A 16,643-nucleotide genomic window follows, 5' to 3' on the forward strand; every position below is an offset into this window, starting at 1 on the left:
AGTATGCCTGCCGGTCGGCTTCCGAATTGGTGTGGAATGCCCGGAACCGTAATTTATCAATCTCGAATTCTTCCTGCGCCGCTTCCTCCAGCACAGCCGCCCTGCCAGCGGAAGGCTGCAAAACACCCTTGCCGTCGCAGATTTCACAAAGCAACGATGGGTATCCGACAGGGCAAGTTTCATCCTGCTGGATTTTGGTGCATGGGCAAGTGTTTGCGGAAGGCTCAAGCGCGGAGAGGATGGCCGAAGAAATCCGCGACCAGTCTTCAAGTGGCAGGTTCATCTGAACATGCGCCAGTTCTTCCACTGCTTTGCGCGCCGCTTCGATCTGGTCGCTGTTCACCCGCACCGCTGCTAGGTGAGGGGCGGCTGCGGTGGACTGATCAAGCGGACGAATGCCGTGCGTCCATGCCTCATTATAAACCGCTAATGCAAACTCCTGATTTTCCCGTGTGAAGTCAGCACCGAACTCGGCGGACAGATTAAACGCCATGATTTCAAGAACGGTCTGGGTTGGCTGCTGCGGGATAAGCCGGTAGCCACATGGAACATCCATCATGAAGGGAGTAGCTGCCGTGAGTGCCAGACGCATACGACGCGCCTGCTCCGGCAATGGCGTTGTATTCATGACGTGCGGGCGCGTTTCTTCAAACCAAGCGTTGATCGCCGCCTGTACTGCCTGTTCTGGGATGGTCATGGCTGGACCTGTTCTGCGCTCACATAAAGCGGACGCTTACGGGGAGGGAGTTCTTTTGTGAGGCGTTTTGGCTGCTTTTCAGCGGCAAGCTTTGAAGATGGGCGCTTTGCGCCTTTGAACTTCGCTTCCCGGCGCTTCGCCTCTGCGATCAGTGCAACATCCTGCTTTGTTTTGACCGCATGGCACTTCTGATGCGCCAGCTTGAGATTGTCGTCGCTGTTGTCGCCGGTCATTGCCAGCGGGTTCACATGCTCGATTTCCCAAGCGTCAAGGCTGGCGTCGATCTTGCCGGAACAAATATGGCAGATGCCCTTATTCAACGCGAAAAGCCGGGTGCGCTCTTTCGTGGAGAATGACTTACGTGCCATCACAGCCCCCAATCCAGAGAGCCTTTGCGGTAGGAAATTCCGCGCTCAACGGCGATGATGGTTGCCATGACGCTGCGAAGTTCAGCTTCGAAATGGCTGTGCCGCTTCTTCTGCTTCTTGGCCTTAGCTATTTCAGCCTTGAGGGATTCCGCCTTGCGATGAAGGCGAGGGAGAGGATCGACATAGCGTTCCCAGATGGCGCGGAATTTGGATGCGATGAAATGAATGATCATGCTGCATGCTCCTGTAGGAAGCCTTGGCGGCGTGTGTCGTGAAGGGTGATGCCGTGAGACGCACACCACGCGAGCGTGTATTCGATCAGCGACGTGGCGCGAGCGACCGACATGCGGGCAGTGCTTTCACGGATATTGATGAATTCGCCTTCGAGGCCGGGAACAATCTCGGCCTGCTGCTTCGTGGCTACGGAATGTCCAGATACCAGGAGGACTTTCCATTCTTCCGGCTTGCGTGGCTTGCCAGCCCATTCGAATCCAGACTTGGCTATGTCTGTGCAGATCGCATGGAACATTGCATTTTGGTCGACGCTACGAGTTGGCGGCGCAAACGTCGCCGTGAACCCGTCAGGCGTCGCAAAGAGTGCCTGAACAGCATTCTGTCGTATGCGTGGGCTGACGAGTATGAAGCGCTGCTTTTCCATGGCGCACCTCAATACGGAACTTCATCATCTAAATCGCGGGATGAGCCAGACGAACCGCTGTCGGTTGAACCGACTTCACCACGGCTATCGAGCATCTGCAGCTCACCACGGAACTTCTGCAGCACGACTTCCGTCGAATAACGGTCATTGCCGTTCTGATCCTGCCAACGGCGAGTTTGCAGCGCGCCCTCGATATAGACCTTAGCGCCCTTCTTCAGATATTGTTCCGCAACCTTGGCGAGGTTCTCATTGAAGATGACAACGCTGTGCCATTCGGTGCGGTCCTTGCGTTCGCCGGTCTGGCGGTCACGCCAACTTTCAGACGTTGCAATGCGCAAATTGGCAACCACATCGCCAGAGTTAAGACGACGAATTTCCGGGTCCGCTCCAAGGTGACCGACGAGAATAACCTTATTGACTGAACCAGCCATTATGCGGCCTCCTTCTGTGCTGCGAATTTCTTGAGGTGGCCGAGCCAAGCGGCTTTGAATGTCTGGAAGTCCCCATCGGAGAGGGCGTTGATTTCGCCTTCCTGCTTGGCTTTCCATTCAACGGAAGCGGCATGTGTCTCTTGCCGTGCGAGATTAGAAAGCAACGCTTCCAGCGTCTGAGATGGCTCTTTTTTGCCGATTGGTTCGGGCTGCTTATGACCGCGAACCATTGACCAAGGGTCTTGCGTCCAGCGCTTCCACTGCTTCTTACCGTTGAATTCCGTGCATTCGCAGGGGACCCACACGGATTCCAAGCTATAGAGATATCGACCAATTCCCCACTTGACGGCAGCGCGCTTGAAGGCGTCGGAAAGACTGCCCTTCTCTGCTTCCACAGCAGTGTCGCCAGCCCCATCAGCCTTGGTTATCCACTCTCCACCGATGCGCAGGGAGAGGTAGCAGATCGTCTTGGCGCCATGGACCTCATAGCGATCCTGCCAATTTTCAGGGGCAACAACATCGTCAAGGCGGTCCTGAACATCGCGGCTGTCGATATAGGCGAGGGCGAGGGCTTTTGAGCCATCCTTTGTTACTGTCTGAGCGCGCCAGCTAACGGCGTCGCGTGGGAACTCGGCGGCGAGCTTTTGAAACATGTCGGACACGTCACTTGCTCCTGATCATGAGAGAATGAACGCCAATCGTTAGATGCGCGCCGGGGATTTCGTTCCCTGCTTCAAGCGCTTCCTTGATGGCTTTCATGTCGGGTTTCTTTTCGAGGCGGTAAAAGCCTTGCGGAATGGCTTCGAGTTCGGTCACTTCGGCTTTGACGCGAGGCTCCAGAACGCTGTAGGTCGCAAATGGCGTGACCAGCTTTTCAACGTCTGCCGCGTTGAGAATGGCGAGGGAGAGGGCCTTGTAGCCGTCTGCCTGCTTCTCGAAACGTTTCTGGCGTTCGGCGGCATCGTCCTTCTCAGCCTTGGCACCTTCTGCCAGTGCTTCGGCCTTGCGCATCCGGCGATAGACACGGCGCAGAAATTCAATCGCGCTCGTTTCGCCATCGATCATATCAACGCGGAGTTCTTCATCATCTGCCAGTTCCGGGTTGTCTGAAACCAGTTCGGAAATCTGGGCTTCGATAGAGGCGAGATCAGCCTTGAGATATCGGTCGCTCATGTTGTCACCGTGCTAGATTGAGATTGCGGAATGCGGAGTTCCAGAGGCGTTCGGACTTCTGCCAGTATTCAGCTGCGCGAAGGCCTTTTCCCTTGATCTCGGCGTAGATCGCCCAATCGCGGTATTCCTTGGCCTGACGGCGCTGTGTCTGTGAAAGGCTGAAAAATGCCCGCTTTGCTTCGATTGGCATTACCTTCCCCTTTGCGCGTAATCGTTGATGATTTCTGCTGTGAGTTGGCGAGCGCCGCCGAAGCCATAAATCCTGACCAGATTTCGGAAGGCGCTGCGCATCTGATGCTCAACGAAGCCTTCTGGCTGACTCATGATCGAACGGATTGCTTCCAGTTCGCCCACGTCTTTAACGGCTTCGGTGCTCATGCTGGACACTCGCCAACTGATCGGAAGTCTTCTGATCTCGGAAGCGCGTCCAGAGCATCAGTGTTTCCGTAAAGCGTGATTTCCTGCTCGCCGTTTTTGTCCGTGATGCGGATTGTTCGGCTATTGCCGTTGCCTGGATAAGCGCGGCAAAGCTCGACTTTTGCGACGAAGTGAATTGACATGTCGATCATGGTCAGCACCCCATAGTCAGCGCGGCAAATGGCGCTGCAACAGCGATTAAGATTGCTGTGATTGCTTCGAGGCGGGAGAGTTCAAACATCTGTTTCCCTCCTTGCGATATCCGCCATTCTTTCAAGGTGGCAGAGCATGAGAAATGCTGCTGAAACACCAGCAACGGCGAGGGTGAAAAGGATTGTTGCGAGGGCGCAGAGGGTCATGACCACACCTTGTGGCCTTGCCACCCACTTTCCATGGCGTTCAGGCCTTCCTCGTGATCTTCACAAGCGTTGCAAAGGCCGGGGCCATTGACGGGAGCGCCGCAATGTCGGCAGTTGCTTGGCGAGTGGTAGACGGGCTTAATCTTGACCTTGCCCACCTGAGCCTTGACACTCGGCGCTTGCGGCCAGACGGTCACGCCAGCCAATTTGCGGTCATTGAGTGCCTTTGCAGCCCATGCGCTTCGCTGAGCAAACTTCTCATTCACATCACGCGGGCGCATGCCGACTTTGTAAGCAGCGGAACACGACTTATCGCAGCACTTGCCCCAGCCGCGCTTGTGATCGGCCAGCCTGACATTGAACAGAGCGCCACAGGCAGCACAGTTCTTCTGGATGAGCATGATTACCTCCACCGGCTGTCAGAGCCGATAAAACGGGACTGTTCGTCTGTGATGAAAACGGGATTGTCCTGATTGCGGACAAAGCGGTGAGCGTGGCCCAGTTCGCTTGCGAACATGATCTTGCGGAGGCGGGCGCTCGCATTCTGATGCTCTGCCAGCCATGCATTGAACGTTGCCCATGCGCGGGCCATTACACGGCGCTGGCGGGAGTAATCACGAACCGGCTTTCCTGCCTTTACGGTCAGGCCGATAAGCGTCTTTGCCGCTTCGTTGTAGGTATTCTGGATTGAGGGATGCATGTTGCGCTCCGATCTCTTTGTTGAGATCATATTCGCGAAAATCGCGAATAATGTCAAACATAAAATCGCGAAAATCGCGAAATAATTTTGACGCGCAGGTTTGCCGTAATAGAATCACAATGCAAAGACCCGGCCAGTGACCGGGCATTATGACGTTGAGAATTCAGAGAGCAGGGGAGGCGGATATGTGAACCGCAGCGCGTGGCGCGCTTCAGAACGGGGCTTTCTTGCCCTTCAAGGAAGTAGGCCTTCCTTCTTCGGCGGCGCGATGGCACGCCGCCAGTGTCGTAAGCCAAGCAGATGCTTTAAGGGGCATTTCTAACTCACCTGATAACCACGCATCCACAAGCGAGACATGACACTCCAGCTTGCGCGCCAGCATATCCGGCGTCCAGCCGATATCATCAAGACAATGCTGCAAGGTTTCGGGCGTCATCATCGGATGAAAATAGCCCAGATATCTGAGGCTGGAAATGAAAAACCCCGCCGAAGCGGGGTCTAAACTAAGCGGGTTTGGATGCTATCGCTTTAGGCTTGAAGGCTTCGATAGCCGCTGCCGCATGTTTTGCTGGGATTTGCCCTTGCTGTACCTTGTTGTTAAGATATTTCGGAAAGCCTGTGGTTAAATAGGTTTTCCGAAGCCATTTGCGGAATTCGGCCAGTGCGTCATCCGGATAGCAGTAGGCAGGCTGAGGGTTTGACATTGCTTGCGGAAAATACGCGGGGTAATTGTGGTCATACTGCTTTCTCTCGCCGTACAACACTTCAAGGCTATTGTCTTTCCAATACTTTGCCCAAGCCTGCCCGACGCTAATGTCAGGAATAAACTTGCTTCCGAGATTTGCGCCTTCGCGGATCATCGTAACAAGCATGTCGGCGATCTCTTTAAAAATAGAGAAGTAGCCATCTGGAACAGTATGATACGAAAGAGAAACTCTATCGTGGAACTGTTTCCAAGATACGTCGACAGCGCCAGATGGGTTGTATCCCACCTGTGAATAGATGAAGTCTTCAAATCCCTTGCGAGCGAGAACACGGAAGCTGCGAAGGGCATGCTCTTGGGCCGCACTATTGGCTTCAAAAGCATAATATTCCAGGATTGCCATACAGACCACATCCGGAACAATGTGCTGGATAGTGCCGTCTTTTAACACGCCCCAGAACGCAACTGTATCGTCTCCACCATTCTCGCGAATAATCTCTCGGATCCGCTTTTCGCGTGGCTTTAACGGCTCATCAATCCACTGAGATGTGATCCTCACGATCAATGAGTGGTCAACACCACACATGGCAGCTAGTCCCCGCAAGGTAAGATATGGCGTCCCATTGTTAAGGACACCCATGCCGACCCCGTTTCTCTCGGTCTCAACAGCTACCAAAAGATTCAGTTCACCTTGCTCGGGGGTGGTGCTCGTTGTTACTTCTTTTGTCAAATTATATAGCCTTTTCAATATGTTAGAGTGGTGCTCAACTTGGAGAGCAGTCACATTGAATGCGGCTAGGGGGAACATTTTCCCTTGACAATATGGGCTGAGTACATATTTAAAGCCCACAAGTGATCACTTAACCAGCCGCAAAGTTGGTATTCAGACCCGGACGGTGCGCTAACACCTCCGGGTCGCTCTGTTTCTGTGACTCGCACAGGTTTGTTCCAAATGGGGACAGAACAAAGCCTTTTCAAGGCAGTGCGCTTAAAAAGTAACGTAACGTAAAGACTTTTGTGAATATCGGCGCGCAAGGTGCTCGATAATGGCCCGTCATTGTCAGATGCGGGGCCGATAGCAGCTCACCCCTATACACCACATCTAGCGGCGGCAAAATGCCGTTAACGCTTCGTCAAGAATGTTCTTGTTTCGTTCTCATTTGTGAGTCATCCTGTCGCACATAACAAGCGTACAGGGAGTAATGAGTATGGGCATGGTTACAAATATCGTGGTGCAGAGCTACACGAAGGCGCCGAAGGGCAAACTCTTTGCAGATACGCCACTAGGCGCAAGGGATGTAGAGCACGCAAGGCGAACTGCCGAGCGTCTGGCAAAAGAAAAGCCGATGGTCGTCGCATATATGGCGACAGGCGATTCTGAGACGGGTGAATTCGAGCAGTCGAAGCTGATTTTCGCTCATGGCGAGCATCTGCCGCCTGAAATTGATGAAATGGAAAAGATATAGGCACGGGAGGCATGAATGATCAAATTCGTTACCATTCAGCCTGGCAAGGAAGGTGACAGATTAGAATTACTGCGTGTCGCCACCCTGAATGGTGGCCTTCTCACGGCAATGCGAAAGGCTGATTTCCAAGCGAAAGAACTCGCTGAAACTATGGCTTTGGCTCATGGTGGGGAGTGGCAGGCACGTGTTGATCATCAGCGGATGACGGTTCTTGTGTGGAAGGCTGACGCTTGATCACGGTGTCTATGACAGAAAAAACCACTTCAACACCGCGTTGATCCAGCCCTTCGATACGGCTGAGCATTTCTAGAATGGCCTGATCGCCCCGGATCGGGCCATTTTCGATCACCGATGTCGGCAACTGTGCTGGCTCTGGGCCTTGTTCTGTGAAGAACTTTTGTATCAGCGGCAACTCGTGAGCTTTGATCTCGCGAGCCTCTTTGCCGCCCTCCACGTTCGCCATGCGTGTTACAGCATCGGCTGACACACCAAGATACTTGGCTAAGCCACCCTTCGTTCCACGGGGGCGCTGATCCAATTCCTGTTTAAGCCAAAGCTTATATTGATACTGGCGGTCTGTCATAGGCGCATAATCGCGAGTATCGCGAAATTATCTATCGCGAATATCGCGAAAAGCGCTTGACATAAATCGCGAAAATCGCGAATAATGTCGGCATGACAAAAGCGTATCTTGAACCCGCAAATACAATCATCACCAAAGTTGGCGCCGATATCATAGCGGCGGCGGCTGATGTGCATGTATCCCGCGTCTATCGCTGGAGGACTGAAAAGTCCAAGGGCGGCACGGGCGGATTGATACCAATCGATCATATTCGACCTATCATCACGGTGGCTTCATCGAAGGGCATTTCGCTTAGCGCGGATGACTTTTTGCCGCCCGCTCCCAAGCGCCCCCGTTCCATGAGGGCGTCCGTATGAGCAACTCGCGCCTGAAATCCTTCATCGACCGTGTGCTGCGCCTCAAGGAAGAAGAGGACACGATCAAGGCTGACATTCGCGAAGTCTACGCGGGAATGAAAGGCGAGGGCTTTGACAAGACCGTCGCCGGTCAGGTCGTCGCACATCTTCGCAAGGTCGAGAAGAAAGGCCGCGATGAAGTCGATAATGCCAATGAGATATTCGATCTTTATCTGAACGAATACGAGAATGGCACGGGACTTGCAACGCGTGCGCACACGCATGAGAACTCCTATTCGTCTGAAAAGGCGACAGTAATGGACCGCGCCACGGAAGGCTCTTTTGAGACTGGAAGTGCGGCAGCGGAAAACGCCCGTGAGGTGTCCCGGCAAAGGTCGGATGACGGTAGCGTGAGCCATGCCGGAGCGGGTGAAAGCCCCGCAACTGTTTCCCTTTCGTCTGTCTCCCCTCAAGCCCCCCAAGCGGCAGACGAAAAAGCCGTGCCACCTTTCAATAAGCGTGGCACGGCTCCCTCTCATGGACAGGACTAAGGCGGCGATGAGGAACATTCAGCCTGTCCAATTCTCAAATTTACGAACCTGCGGGGCGCTTCTTGCGCGTTCTTTCAAGTTCAGCACGGTCTCCCGCAGTAGTGGGCGCAACGTGCTGGCGCGTGGTGACGGCAGATCTTCCATTGCTAACCTGGAACAATTCATCACGTCTTTCTGCGCCTTCGTCATTCCTTCGGGCTATCGCGGCTTTGCGAGCGTTTTGCAGAACTCTCCATGCCGCGTGCCCGATGTGTTCAATCATGTCCGTCCTTCTGTTCGCTTCCTGACTGATCGTTCTCGTCTGATCAGCAACTTAGCGAAGGGCTTTGTGCATGACGGACTCAAAAATTCAGTCAATCGAGCATCAATTGGTTTCGGAGCGCGTACCGATGAGTAGCTGCGAAATGGCAGGCGAATACGTTCGCGGAATGCTGGAAAAGGAAGCGAAAGGGTGGGGCGATAACGCCAGCGCCTTGCAGCGCCTCAGCCGCCGTTACGGCCTGTCTTACTGGACTTTGAACAATCTCCGCATTGGCCGATCCAAGACGGTCGATGCCTCGATCTATCAGCGCATACGCTCGGCCTACCTCGACATTTGCGAAAGGCAGATCGCACGCCTGCAACACGAACTCGAACTAGAAAAAGCGGTGAACGGCGATGCTGATATGGAGGATTTTGAGCGCGAGGCTTCGCAGCTTTTGGCGAAGGTTCGCGAAGCGCAAAAAGCATCCACGAAAACAACTGGAACGTCGCGAGGAAGGTGAGAAATGAACGCCGTCCTCGTCGCTCTCTTATCGACACTTCTGACAATCCTGCTGGTCTGTCTGATCGGCTTGCTCATTGCGGCGAGGTACTGATGCAGAAGCTTCGCGTCCTCGATCTATTCAGCGGCATTGGCGGGTTCTCTCTCGGACTTGAGCGTACAGGCGGCTTTGAAACCGTGGCGTTCTGCGAGATCGAAGAATTTCCGCGCCGAGTATTGGCGAAACACTGGCCAGAGGTTCCTTGCTATCATGACGTTAGAGAACTCACAGCAGACAAGCTTGCTGCCGATGGAATTTCAATCGATGTCATCACAGGCGGGTTCCCGTGCCAAGACTTATCGATTGCCGGCAAGAAAGCAGGGATGGGCGAAGGAACGCGCTCCGGATTGTGGTCTGAAATCGACAGACTTATTGGCGAGCTACGACCGCAATTCGTCATCGTGGAGAACGTCGCAAATCTGCTTAGTGGCCCTAGCGAACAACCGGGCGGATGGTTTGGCCGAGTTCTCGGAGACTTGGCCGAGCGCGGGTATAATGCTGAATGGGAGAACATACCAGCTGCAATCATGGGCGCTCCCCATCGTAGAGAACGCGTATGGATTGTTGCCTACCCCAACAAAGACAGATGCGGTGAACAGGAATCCACCAAAGAAGTTAATGAAAACAGCGAACGGAACATATCGCCACGTCAACAAAGAAGGCTCGCAAAGCTTCGCTCGGTTTGGTCAGATCGTGAAACATATATTCCTTCCGACCATCGGAAAAAACGAACCGAAGGGAGCCAGCCGCAACAGGTTTCGGGGTTCTCCGCATTTTCGTGGTGCGAAGATGTGCGAAGGGTTGAGGACCTGCGAGGAAGATCCGATATACCTACACCCCTCTTTCGCGGAAGCAGCGATGGGATTCCCCATTGGGTGGACAGAATTGGAACCTGCGGAAACGCGGTAATCCCTCAAATCCCTGAACTGATCGGCTACACGATCCTTGAAGCCATCGCCCGCAAGACAGAAGGCGAGGCGGCATGATCAAGCTCTCGCTCCCGTTCCCTCCTTCTGTCTGGGATATCTATGTAGGCTGGGGCAAGACGCGCCGTCTTTCGCCTGAATATGCGAAGTGGCGGAATGACTGCGGCTATTTCCTAGCCCGGAAGAATGAATTCATCGACGGTCCATTCAGCATTCAGGTTGCCTTGAAGCGCCCGCATAAGCGCGCCGATCTGGATAACAGGTTGAAAGCCATTCTCGATGTTCTCCAGCATTACAAGGTCATCAAGAACGACAATCTCTGTGAACGGCTTTCAATGGTCTGGGATCCGGGCCTGAAGGAAGAGTGCGTCGTCATATTGCAGCGCGCCGAGGAGGCGCAGGCGGCATGATCAAGCCTGAAATCCTTGATGCCATGGTTGCCAGTGGTTGCACCGCCGAGCAGATTGCTGCGGTCGTTAAGGCTTCGATGTCTTCGCGATCATCGAACGCAGAACGTCAGGCTCGTTTCCGTGCCAAACGCAAGGCAGAAAAAGGCGTAACTAGTAACGAAAGTAACGTTACGGGCGTTACGGTAACGGACGCGGTTTCCCCTAAAAAAGAAACCTCCCCCACACCCCCTAAAGAAAAAACTACCCCTTCCACGATTTCGGAAGCTAACGCTTCCTCAATTTCGCTCGAAAACGAGTTCGAGCAACAGTTTTGGCCAGCCTATCCCCGCCGTGTCGGCAAGGGGCAGGCTCTCAAGGCCTTTCGTTCGGCTCGGAAGCAAGCCGAGCTTGAAACGATCCTCGCCGGCGTCCGTCGATACGCTGCTGACCGCCAAGGCGAAAACCCTGAATTCACGAAACATGCCGCGACATGGCTGAACGGTCAGTGCTGGACCGACGAGCCAATCCCGAAGCGTGCATCTTCGCAGCAAAAATCCGAACGATCCGATTTAGACGACCCCCGCGTGATGTGGATGCGCCTCGGTCAGAAGATGGAACAGAGCAATGCAGAATTCCCAGATAGCGACGAACGATCACTATTCGAGACTGGCGGACATGCAGGACATTCAGCGAGCGATGAACCGCCTCTACGCCTTGCCTACGCGAGGTCTACCTGATGGTCTGACCGAAGCCGAGAAGGTTGATATTCGCCGCGCTGAAGTCGAAAATTTCATATCTGCGCTCGAAGGCGTGACGGCTTACGCGCTCTACGAAGCGGTCAAGCAAGTCATGCAGAATGCCCTTGGTCACAAGTGGATGCCGCTGCCGCCAGAACTTCGCGGCCTCTGTGACCAGATCATGCGCCCCATCCTCGAAGCCCGTGCCCGCGACCGCCGCGAAGCTGAAATTCTCAAGGAGCAGCACGAAGAAAAGCGCCAGCGGGAACACTCGCAATCAACCTGGACGCCAGAAAGCCGTCAGCGCGCATCGGCCAAGTGGAAAGCCATCAAAGCCCAGATGCAGGCAGAGAGCGCTAAGGATGACGCCAAGCGCGATCAGTATGACACCAGCCCGGAAGCGTGCGCAGCTCGCTTGAAAGCCGCGGCAGAAGCCAACGGACACGAATTCAACATCGACAATCTCAAGTCCGCTCCTAGCGGATCATTCAAGCAAGTAGGGAGGGCCGCGTGATGATGCTTTTGATTGTGTTCACCTATAGCATACTCGGTGGTTATTTCGTTTGGGTCGGTAACGATGAATGGGCAATCGGATGCATGATTGTCAGCATGATCTCGTTGGCCGCGGATGCAATCGCGACAGAAATTAAGCGCGGGAGGGATAAATGACCTTCGCCGCCTATTCATCCAACACAGAACGCGCAGCACGGGCTTACCTTGCGAGGAAGGCCGCGGAAGAACGAGCGCTTGCAATAGAAGCCAAGCCGGCATTGCCGGAACCAGAGGTTGTTGAAAGCGAGCCTGCTATTGAGCCGGAACTTAGCTTTGACGACTTGGCGCGTGAGGCGGTTAGACAGTTTGAGGAAACAAAGACCGTAAGCGCAGATTTGCAGGACAGACATATTCCCGTGAAAGCCATTGTTGCAGCGGTATGCGCTGGAACAGACGTTACCCCAGCGGAGGTATTCGCCGAAGGGCGCAGCCATAGAATCCTGAAAGTCCGTCATACAGCAATCTGTATTGCTGCCTTGGCGCGCCCGAAAAAATCGCTTCTCTGGCTGGGGCATATGTTTCAGCGCGACCATTCGTCAATTCTCAATTGCCTGATTAAGCACGGCATCGAGCGCGACCTGTCCCACAGGCCGAAGAAGCTCACCAAAGCTGACGTAGAGCAAATCCATAAGCTTCGCAATCAAGGCATGGGCAGGGAACGGATAGCAGCGACTATCGGCATATCTACCACTAAGCTCGAGTATGTGTTGTCAGGCGACCGGAAACGTTGCGCCAAATCCCGTGTGTCAGAGCTATTCGAGCTTGGCAACAACACCTACGAAATAGCGAAGATCATGGGCCTGTCAGAAGCGCAGGTGTCAGCACGCCTGCATGCGGCACGCAGGCTTTCCATGAAAAACCAATCCAAACAAGCGGCATAGGAGAGGGCAATGAACACGCTTAGCTGGTTACTTTATCTTTCGGAAGTTGTTGGACGCATCGGTAACGTCACTGCTGCCATCGCGGTATTTGGAGGAATTGCCGGTCTGTTTCTATTTGTTATCGGCAGAATTATCCCGTGGACTGTTTGGTCGTGGGATAATGAGGAGACAAAGAAAAACAAACTGGATGCGCGAGAAAAAGCGGGGAATGTAGGACGTTCTCTCATTTTTATAGCTGCTATCAGCCTTGCGATTACCGCGGTCACACCTTCCAAGCAAACCATCTATCTCATCGCCGCTTCAGAAGCCGGTGAGGTCGTCGTCAAATCCGATGAGGCTAAGGAAATCATGTCAGGCCTCCGCGACATTATCAAAGACCAGATCAGCAAAAATCTACCGACCACGGCGAAAGAGTAGGAGCGGGCGATGGACTGGCAACCAATAGTAACCGCCCCGAAGGATGGCACCGAGTTTCAAGCATGGATTGACAAATATGGGTGGGAACCGCGCTGCAGGATCAACCCGGAGAGTGAAGCGTTCGAAATTTGGGACAGGGTGGATTACGATCAGGATGGTTGGGATGTTTACCCGCACATGATCCCTACCCACTGGATGCCCCATCCTCACGAACCAGCAGCATAACCCCAGTCAGCGAGGAACGGACATGGCGGCATATTCAAAAGCACAGAAGCGACAGGCGAAGCGAGGCAGACCGAAGAAGGAAGGAATAGCACGTGAGCCGAACGGGCGAGCATTACGCGCAAAGGATGACCCGGCAAAGGTGGCTACAGAGGCGAGGATGAGACATTACGGCGTACCGGCAGACATGGCGCGTGATCCGCGCACAGGCTCATATCTTGGTCGTCTGGCGATGGCTGGCCGAGGCGAGGGCATCAGTCAGGATCAGTATGAGGCGGCAACCCGCTATATCGATCTGTACAACTCATATCAGAAGGCAATCGGTTCACCTGGAGCGCATTACGAACAGATCGGAGGCATCAATGCTGCTGATCCTGATGCATATGTCGATTGGTGCGTTCGAGTAAAGCAATCGTATAAAGCAGCACAAGACGCGATCTACGAAGCGCAGGCAGAGGAACGATCAGAGAACCTATGGGCGGGCCTGCAATACGTGGTAATTCAGGATCAAGAATTCCCGCATCTTCTTCCTTCCACAAGACTTGTGTGTAACGCCCTGCATAGGCACTTCATTCTTGACAAAAAAAGCAAATCACTGAATAAATGACATCAGATTTTAGGGTGCCGAGTTGCATCCAAAGAGTTACAGCGGCTTTCGGGCTGCTTTTTGATTCATGCGGGTGCAAGTTGCAGGTGATTGAATGTCCAACCAGTTGCCGGGAGGTGCAAATCCTCCCACAGCGCCAAATTCGCCCTCATGCAGTACCGCCCCACTTATCCGGGCAGCGCGAGCCATGAGGGCTGCGAAATGCGACGAGACGGCGGACGCGCCTCTGGGGTACGGTACTCCTCCCGGCCTCGCATGCAAATCAGAACGGCGGCGCTGAAAGCAGAAGCGCGTCGTCAAGGGTAGTGGGTCCGGTACGAACCCGGACACGGGCCAAGTGGGCAAGGTAGGTGCTTGGTAAGCCGGGGTAGCGTCCGGCCCGTTCTGGTCAACTATTGCAAGATTTGCACAGGTTCAGCCGTCGCCTTCGGGTGGCGGCTTTTCATTGGAGAGAGCATCCATGCCCAAGCCCTCCAAGAAAGAGCTTAAGGCTCTTAACAAGATAGCGAACAAAACTCAGGTCAAGGTCTGGCGCGCTCGCAACATGATCATGCTTGAAGCTGTCATTGCCGCATTCATGGATACGGACAGCCCGGAAGAAGTGGCTACGATCCTGAGAGAGCAGGCGGATATGCTGGAGAACTTCGGATGACCGCCAAGCTTCTCGCTCTCTCTGCCTTCATCCTCCTTGCCTCATGTGCAAGCAAATACGAATACCACTGCGGCTTTACGGAATATCTCAGCGATAGCAGGTGTAAGTGATGGACGCTCTTTCCTTCGGACTGTTTGGCGCGGGTGTTTTCGTCGGCGTGGTCATTATGGCGCTCGTTAGCGTCTGGGATGCAAGATCAGGTTCGCACATGGGAAACTCGCCATGGTTGCGAGACGACAACGAACCCTGCTGATATGAATTAAATCAAAGGAAATCAAACATGGCTCGCGGTGGTAAGCGCGAAGGTGCTGGCCGTCCTGCTGGCGCCGCAAACGTGCGCACAAGAGAGATAGCGGATAGCGCAGCAAGTGAAGGGCTGACCCCGCTCGAATTCATGCTGAATGTCCTGCGCGATAAAGACGCTGCCATGGACAAGCGCATGTGGGCCGCTGAAAAGGCCGCGCCTTACGTTCACGCGAAGCTAGCCAGCATCGAGCACAAGGGTGATTTGACCGTCACCACGCGTACGAAGGAAGAGAGAGACGCTATTGTCTCAGCCGCTCTCCGCGCCGACACTTGAGGATCTGGCCTATAGCCGCCTCATCGCTTATGCAGCATATCAATGGCCCGGCTATAAGGACGCATCGCATCATCGCCTGATTGCCCGTCATTTGGAGGCAGTGGAAAGAGGCGAGATTACCCGCCTGATGATCACAATGCCGCCTCGCCACGGCAAATCAATGCTGGCATCGGAGTTCTTTCCGGCGTGGTATCTGGGCAGAAACCCGGATCACTACGTGGTCACAGCTACATATGCGCAGGAACTAGCCGACGACTTCGGGCGAAAGGTCAAGAACCAGATCGAAGATCCGGCGTATCAGTTGGTATTTCCCGGCGTGGGTTTGGCGGATGACAGCAAGAGTGCCAAACGCTTCCATGTCGAAGGTCAGACTGGTGGATATGAGCACGGCACAACACAGCGCGGAGCATTTTATGCGGTTGGCGTGGGTGGACCGCTTACCGGGCGCGGCGCTCACCTGCTGCTCATTGATGATCCAGTTAAAAACAGAGAAGACGCGGAAAGCGAAGTAATCCGCAAGAAAACCAAGGATTGGTACACTTCGACCGCCTACACCCGCCTGATGCCGGGTGGTCGCATTGTGGTCATTCAGACCCGTTGGCATGAGGATGATCTCAGCGGGTGGCTACAGTCTGAACATGACCACGAATGCTGGGTGGTACTCGACCTTCCGGCCATTAATAACGATGGCGAGGCTCTTTGGCCTGAACAATACCCAGTCGAAGCACTAGAGCGAATTAAGCGCGCTCTTCCTCCGCGTGACTGGTCAGCACTTTATCAGCAGCGACCAAGCCCGGACAGTGGCGATTACTTCAAGCGGGAGTGGATACACACAACCGAACATCTGCCGCCACGTGAGCAGATGCTAATATACGGTGCGTCGGACTATGCGGTTACCGCAAACGGCGGCGACTACACCGTTCATGTCGTTCTTGGCCTTGATCCTGACGGGCGCATGTATCTGCTCGATCTCTGGCGCGGCCAAGCTTCGTCAGACGTGTGGGTGGATGCTTTCTGCGATCTGGTCGCAAAATGGAAGCCGGTAGGCTGGGCCGAGGAAACAGGCCAGATCAAATCAGGCGTTGGCCCCTTTCTCATCAAGAGAATGATGGAGCGTGGCGCATACGTCGCTCGTGAAAGCTTCGCTACTCGTGGTGACAAGGCAATTCGCGCGCAGTCCATTCGTGGTCGCATGGCGATGGCTGGGCTTTATGTCCACAAGGATGCGCCATGGCTGTCTGATCTCATTAGCGAAATGATGAGTTTCCCGGTCGGCGTGCATGACGATCAGGTGGATGCGCTTGGCCTAGTTGGTCAGCTCATCGACCGCATGAGCAATGGCAGCAAGCCAAAGCCAGACAAGCCAAAACCAGTTTACGCCGTCGAAGACGGCTATGTGCTCGCTCCAGCTCTGCCGGGGCAGAAAAGGCGTTAGT

The 16,643-nt window shown here is 54.3% G+C and carries 28 protein-coding genes and 1 pseudogene; 15 read left to right on the forward strand and 14 right to left on the reverse strand.

Annotated features, from left to right (window positions below):
• The 13 genes and pseudogenes from ACTJKP_RS15015 to ACTJKP_RS15075 all read right to left on the reverse strand — a co-directional run.
• The coding region (locus ACTJKP_RS15015) for a hypothetical protein (RefSeq protein ID WP_440631215.1) at positions 1-697 on the reverse strand (697 nt) is incomplete at its 3' end.
• Positions 698-870: 173 nt separating this feature from the next.
• Positions 871-1,065, reverse strand: a pseudogene (locus ACTJKP_RS15020) (HNH endonuclease); the annotation flags it as partial.
• A complete protein-coding gene (locus tag ACTJKP_RS15025) occupies positions 1,065-1,298 on the reverse strand; it encodes a hypothetical protein (protein WP_440631216.1) in 234 nt (77 codons plus the stop codon). The gene ACTJKP_RS15025 and the pseudogene ACTJKP_RS15020, both read right to left, overlap by 1 nt.
• Complete coding sequence (locus tag ACTJKP_RS15030) at positions 1,295-1,723, reverse strand: recombination protein NinB (RefSeq protein ID WP_440631217.1); 429 nt, start codon at positions 1,721-1,723, stop codon at positions 1,295-1,297. Before ACTJKP_RS15030 ends, ACTJKP_RS15025 begins: the two co-directional genes overlap by 4 nt.
• An 8-nt stretch (positions 1,724-1,731) precedes the next feature.
• A complete protein-coding gene (gene ssb, locus ACTJKP_RS15035) occupies positions 1,732-2,154 on the reverse strand; it encodes a single-stranded DNA-binding protein (protein WP_440631218.1) in 423 nt (140 codons plus the stop codon).
• The gene (locus ACTJKP_RS15040) at positions 2,154-2,807 is read right to left on the reverse strand and encodes a Rad52/Rad22 family DNA repair protein (RefSeq protein WP_440631331.1); all 654 of its coding nucleotides are present in this window, start codon (positions 2,805-2,807) and stop codon (positions 2,154-2,156) included. The genes ssb and ACTJKP_RS15040 overlap by 1 nt, the downstream gene beginning before the upstream one ends.
• Positions 2,808-2,817: 10 nt before the next feature.
• Positions 2,818-3,327 (reverse strand): siphovirus Gp157 family protein, encoded by a 510-nt coding sequence (locus ACTJKP_RS15045; protein ID WP_440631219.1) that lies wholly within the window; start codon positions 3,325-3,327, stop codon positions 2,818-2,820.
• Positions 3,328-3,331: 4 nt separating this feature from the next.
• A complete protein-coding gene (locus ACTJKP_RS15050; RefSeq protein ID WP_440631220.1) occupies positions 3,332-3,517 on the reverse strand; it encodes a hypothetical protein in 186 nt (61 codons plus the stop codon).
• Positions 3,517-3,705, reverse strand: a complete 189-nt coding sequence (locus ACTJKP_RS15055) for a hypothetical protein (protein ID WP_440631221.1) — start codon at positions 3,703-3,705, stop codon at positions 3,517-3,519. The genes ACTJKP_RS15050 and ACTJKP_RS15055 overlap by 1 nt, the downstream gene beginning before the upstream one ends.
• Positions 3,706-4,099: 394 nt before the next feature.
• Complete coding sequence (locus tag ACTJKP_RS15060; protein WP_440631222.1) at positions 4,100-4,504, reverse strand: hypothetical protein; 405 nt, start codon at positions 4,502-4,504, stop codon at positions 4,100-4,102.
• A 2-nt stretch (positions 4,505-4,506) separates the two neighbouring features.
• A complete protein-coding gene (locus tag ACTJKP_RS15065) occupies positions 4,507-4,803 on the reverse strand; it encodes a hypothetical protein (protein WP_440631223.1) in 297 nt (98 codons plus the stop codon).
• Between the two features lie 211 nt (positions 4,804-5,014).
• Positions 5,015-5,242 carry a hypothetical protein gene (locus ACTJKP_RS15070; protein WP_440631224.1) on the reverse strand — a complete coding sequence of 76 codons (228 nt, stop codon included), beginning with the start codon at positions 5,240-5,242 and terminating at the stop codon, positions 5,015-5,017.
• A gap of 64 nt (positions 5,243-5,306) precedes the next feature.
• Positions 5,307-6,236 (reverse strand): hypothetical protein, encoded by a 930-nt coding sequence (locus ACTJKP_RS15075; RefSeq protein WP_440631225.1) that lies wholly within the window; start codon positions 6,234-6,236, stop codon positions 5,307-5,309.
• A 478-nt stretch (positions 6,237-6,714) separates the two neighbouring features.
• On the opposite strand from ACTJKP_RS15075, the gene ACTJKP_RS15080 reads away from it, so the two are divergent.
• Positions 6,715-6,972 (forward strand): hypothetical protein, encoded by a 258-nt coding sequence (locus ACTJKP_RS15080; protein ID WP_440631226.1) that lies wholly within the window; start codon positions 6,715-6,717, stop codon positions 6,970-6,972.
• A 148-nt stretch (positions 6,973-7,120) separates the two neighbouring features.
• On the opposite strand, the gene ACTJKP_RS15085 is transcribed toward ACTJKP_RS15080, so the two are convergent.
• Entirely contained in the window at positions 7,121-7,555 is a 435-nt protein-coding gene (locus tag ACTJKP_RS15085; RefSeq protein WP_440631227.1) for a hypothetical protein, read from the reverse strand.
• Positions 7,556-7,647: 92 nt separating this feature from the next.
• Here ACTJKP_RS15085 and ACTJKP_RS15090 point away from each other — a divergent pair, with 92 nt between their 5' ends.
• The 14 genes from ACTJKP_RS15090 (at position 7,648) to terL (ending at position 16,642) form a co-directional block, all read left to right on the forward strand.
• Positions 7,648-7,911 (forward strand): hypothetical protein, encoded by a 264-nt coding sequence (locus ACTJKP_RS15090; RefSeq protein ID WP_440631228.1) that lies wholly within the window; start codon positions 7,648-7,650, stop codon positions 7,909-7,911.
• The gene (locus ACTJKP_RS15095; RefSeq protein WP_440631229.1) at positions 7,908-8,441 is read left to right on the forward strand and encodes a DUF2312 domain-containing protein; all 534 of its coding nucleotides are present in this window, start codon (positions 7,908-7,910) and stop codon (positions 8,439-8,441) included. Before ACTJKP_RS15090 ends, ACTJKP_RS15095 begins: the two co-directional genes overlap by 4 nt.
• A complete protein-coding gene (locus ACTJKP_RS15100; RefSeq protein WP_440631230.1) occupies positions 8,428-8,838 on the forward strand; it encodes a hypothetical protein in 411 nt (136 codons plus the stop codon). The genes ACTJKP_RS15095 and ACTJKP_RS15100 overlap by 14 nt, the downstream gene beginning before the upstream one ends.
• Positions 8,831-9,205, forward strand: a complete 375-nt coding sequence (locus ACTJKP_RS15105; RefSeq protein ID WP_440631231.1) for a hypothetical protein — start codon at positions 8,831-8,833, stop codon at positions 9,203-9,205. Before ACTJKP_RS15100 ends, ACTJKP_RS15105 begins: the two co-directional genes overlap by 8 nt.
• A 92-nt stretch (positions 9,206-9,297) precedes the next feature.
• Positions 9,298-10,230, forward strand: coding sequence for a DNA cytosine methyltransferase (locus ACTJKP_RS15110; protein WP_440631232.1), 933 nt, complete (start codon positions 9,298-9,300; stop codon positions 10,228-10,230).
• Positions 10,227-10,580 (forward strand): RusA family crossover junction endodeoxyribonuclease, encoded by a 354-nt coding sequence (locus ACTJKP_RS15115; protein ID WP_440631233.1) that lies wholly within the window; start codon positions 10,227-10,229, stop codon positions 10,578-10,580. The genes ACTJKP_RS15110 and ACTJKP_RS15115 overlap by 4 nt, the downstream gene beginning before the upstream one ends.
• Complete coding sequence (locus ACTJKP_RS15120; RefSeq protein ID WP_440631234.1) at positions 10,577-11,296, forward strand: hypothetical protein; 720 nt, start codon at positions 10,577-10,579, stop codon at positions 11,294-11,296. The genes ACTJKP_RS15115 and ACTJKP_RS15120 overlap by 4 nt, the downstream gene beginning before the upstream one ends.
• Entirely contained in the window at positions 11,256-11,810 is a 555-nt protein-coding gene (locus ACTJKP_RS15125; protein ID WP_440631235.1) for a hypothetical protein, read from the forward strand. The genes ACTJKP_RS15120 and ACTJKP_RS15125 overlap by 41 nt, the downstream gene beginning before the upstream one ends.
• A gap of 151 nt (positions 11,811-11,961) precedes the next feature.
• Positions 11,962-12,729: a hypothetical protein gene (locus ACTJKP_RS15130; RefSeq protein WP_440631236.1), complete on the forward strand. Its 768-nt coding sequence runs from the start codon at positions 11,962-11,964 to the stop codon at positions 12,727-12,729.
• 9 nt (positions 12,730-12,738) lie between these two features.
• Positions 12,739-13,146: a hypothetical protein gene (locus tag ACTJKP_RS15135; protein ID WP_440631237.1), complete on the forward strand. Its 408-nt coding sequence runs from the start codon at positions 12,739-12,741 to the stop codon at positions 13,144-13,146.
• 247 nt (positions 13,147-13,393) lie between these two features.
• Positions 13,394-13,975, forward strand: coding sequence for a hypothetical protein (locus ACTJKP_RS15140; protein ID WP_440631238.1), 582 nt, complete (start codon positions 13,394-13,396; stop codon positions 13,973-13,975).
• Positions 13,976-14,435: 460 nt separating this feature from the next.
• Positions 14,436-14,627 (forward strand): hypothetical protein, encoded by a 192-nt coding sequence (locus tag ACTJKP_RS15145; RefSeq protein ID WP_440631239.1) that lies wholly within the window; start codon positions 14,436-14,438, stop codon positions 14,625-14,627.
• A gap of 280 nt (positions 14,628-14,907) precedes the next feature.
• Positions 14,908-15,207: a hypothetical protein gene (locus ACTJKP_RS15150; RefSeq protein WP_440631240.1), complete on the forward strand. Its 300-nt coding sequence runs from the start codon at positions 14,908-14,910 to the stop codon at positions 15,205-15,207.
• A complete protein-coding gene (gene terL, locus ACTJKP_RS15155) occupies positions 15,176-16,642 on the forward strand; it encodes a phage terminase large subunit (protein ID WP_440631241.1) in 1,467 nt (488 codons plus the stop codon). Before ACTJKP_RS15150 ends, terL begins: the two co-directional genes overlap by 32 nt.
• Position 16,643 lies beyond the last annotated feature (1 nt).

This window comes from Brucella sp. 22210, from assembly GCF_052045675.1.
Classification (GTDB): domain Bacteria; phylum Pseudomonadota; class Alphaproteobacteria; order Rhizobiales; family Rhizobiaceae; genus Brucella.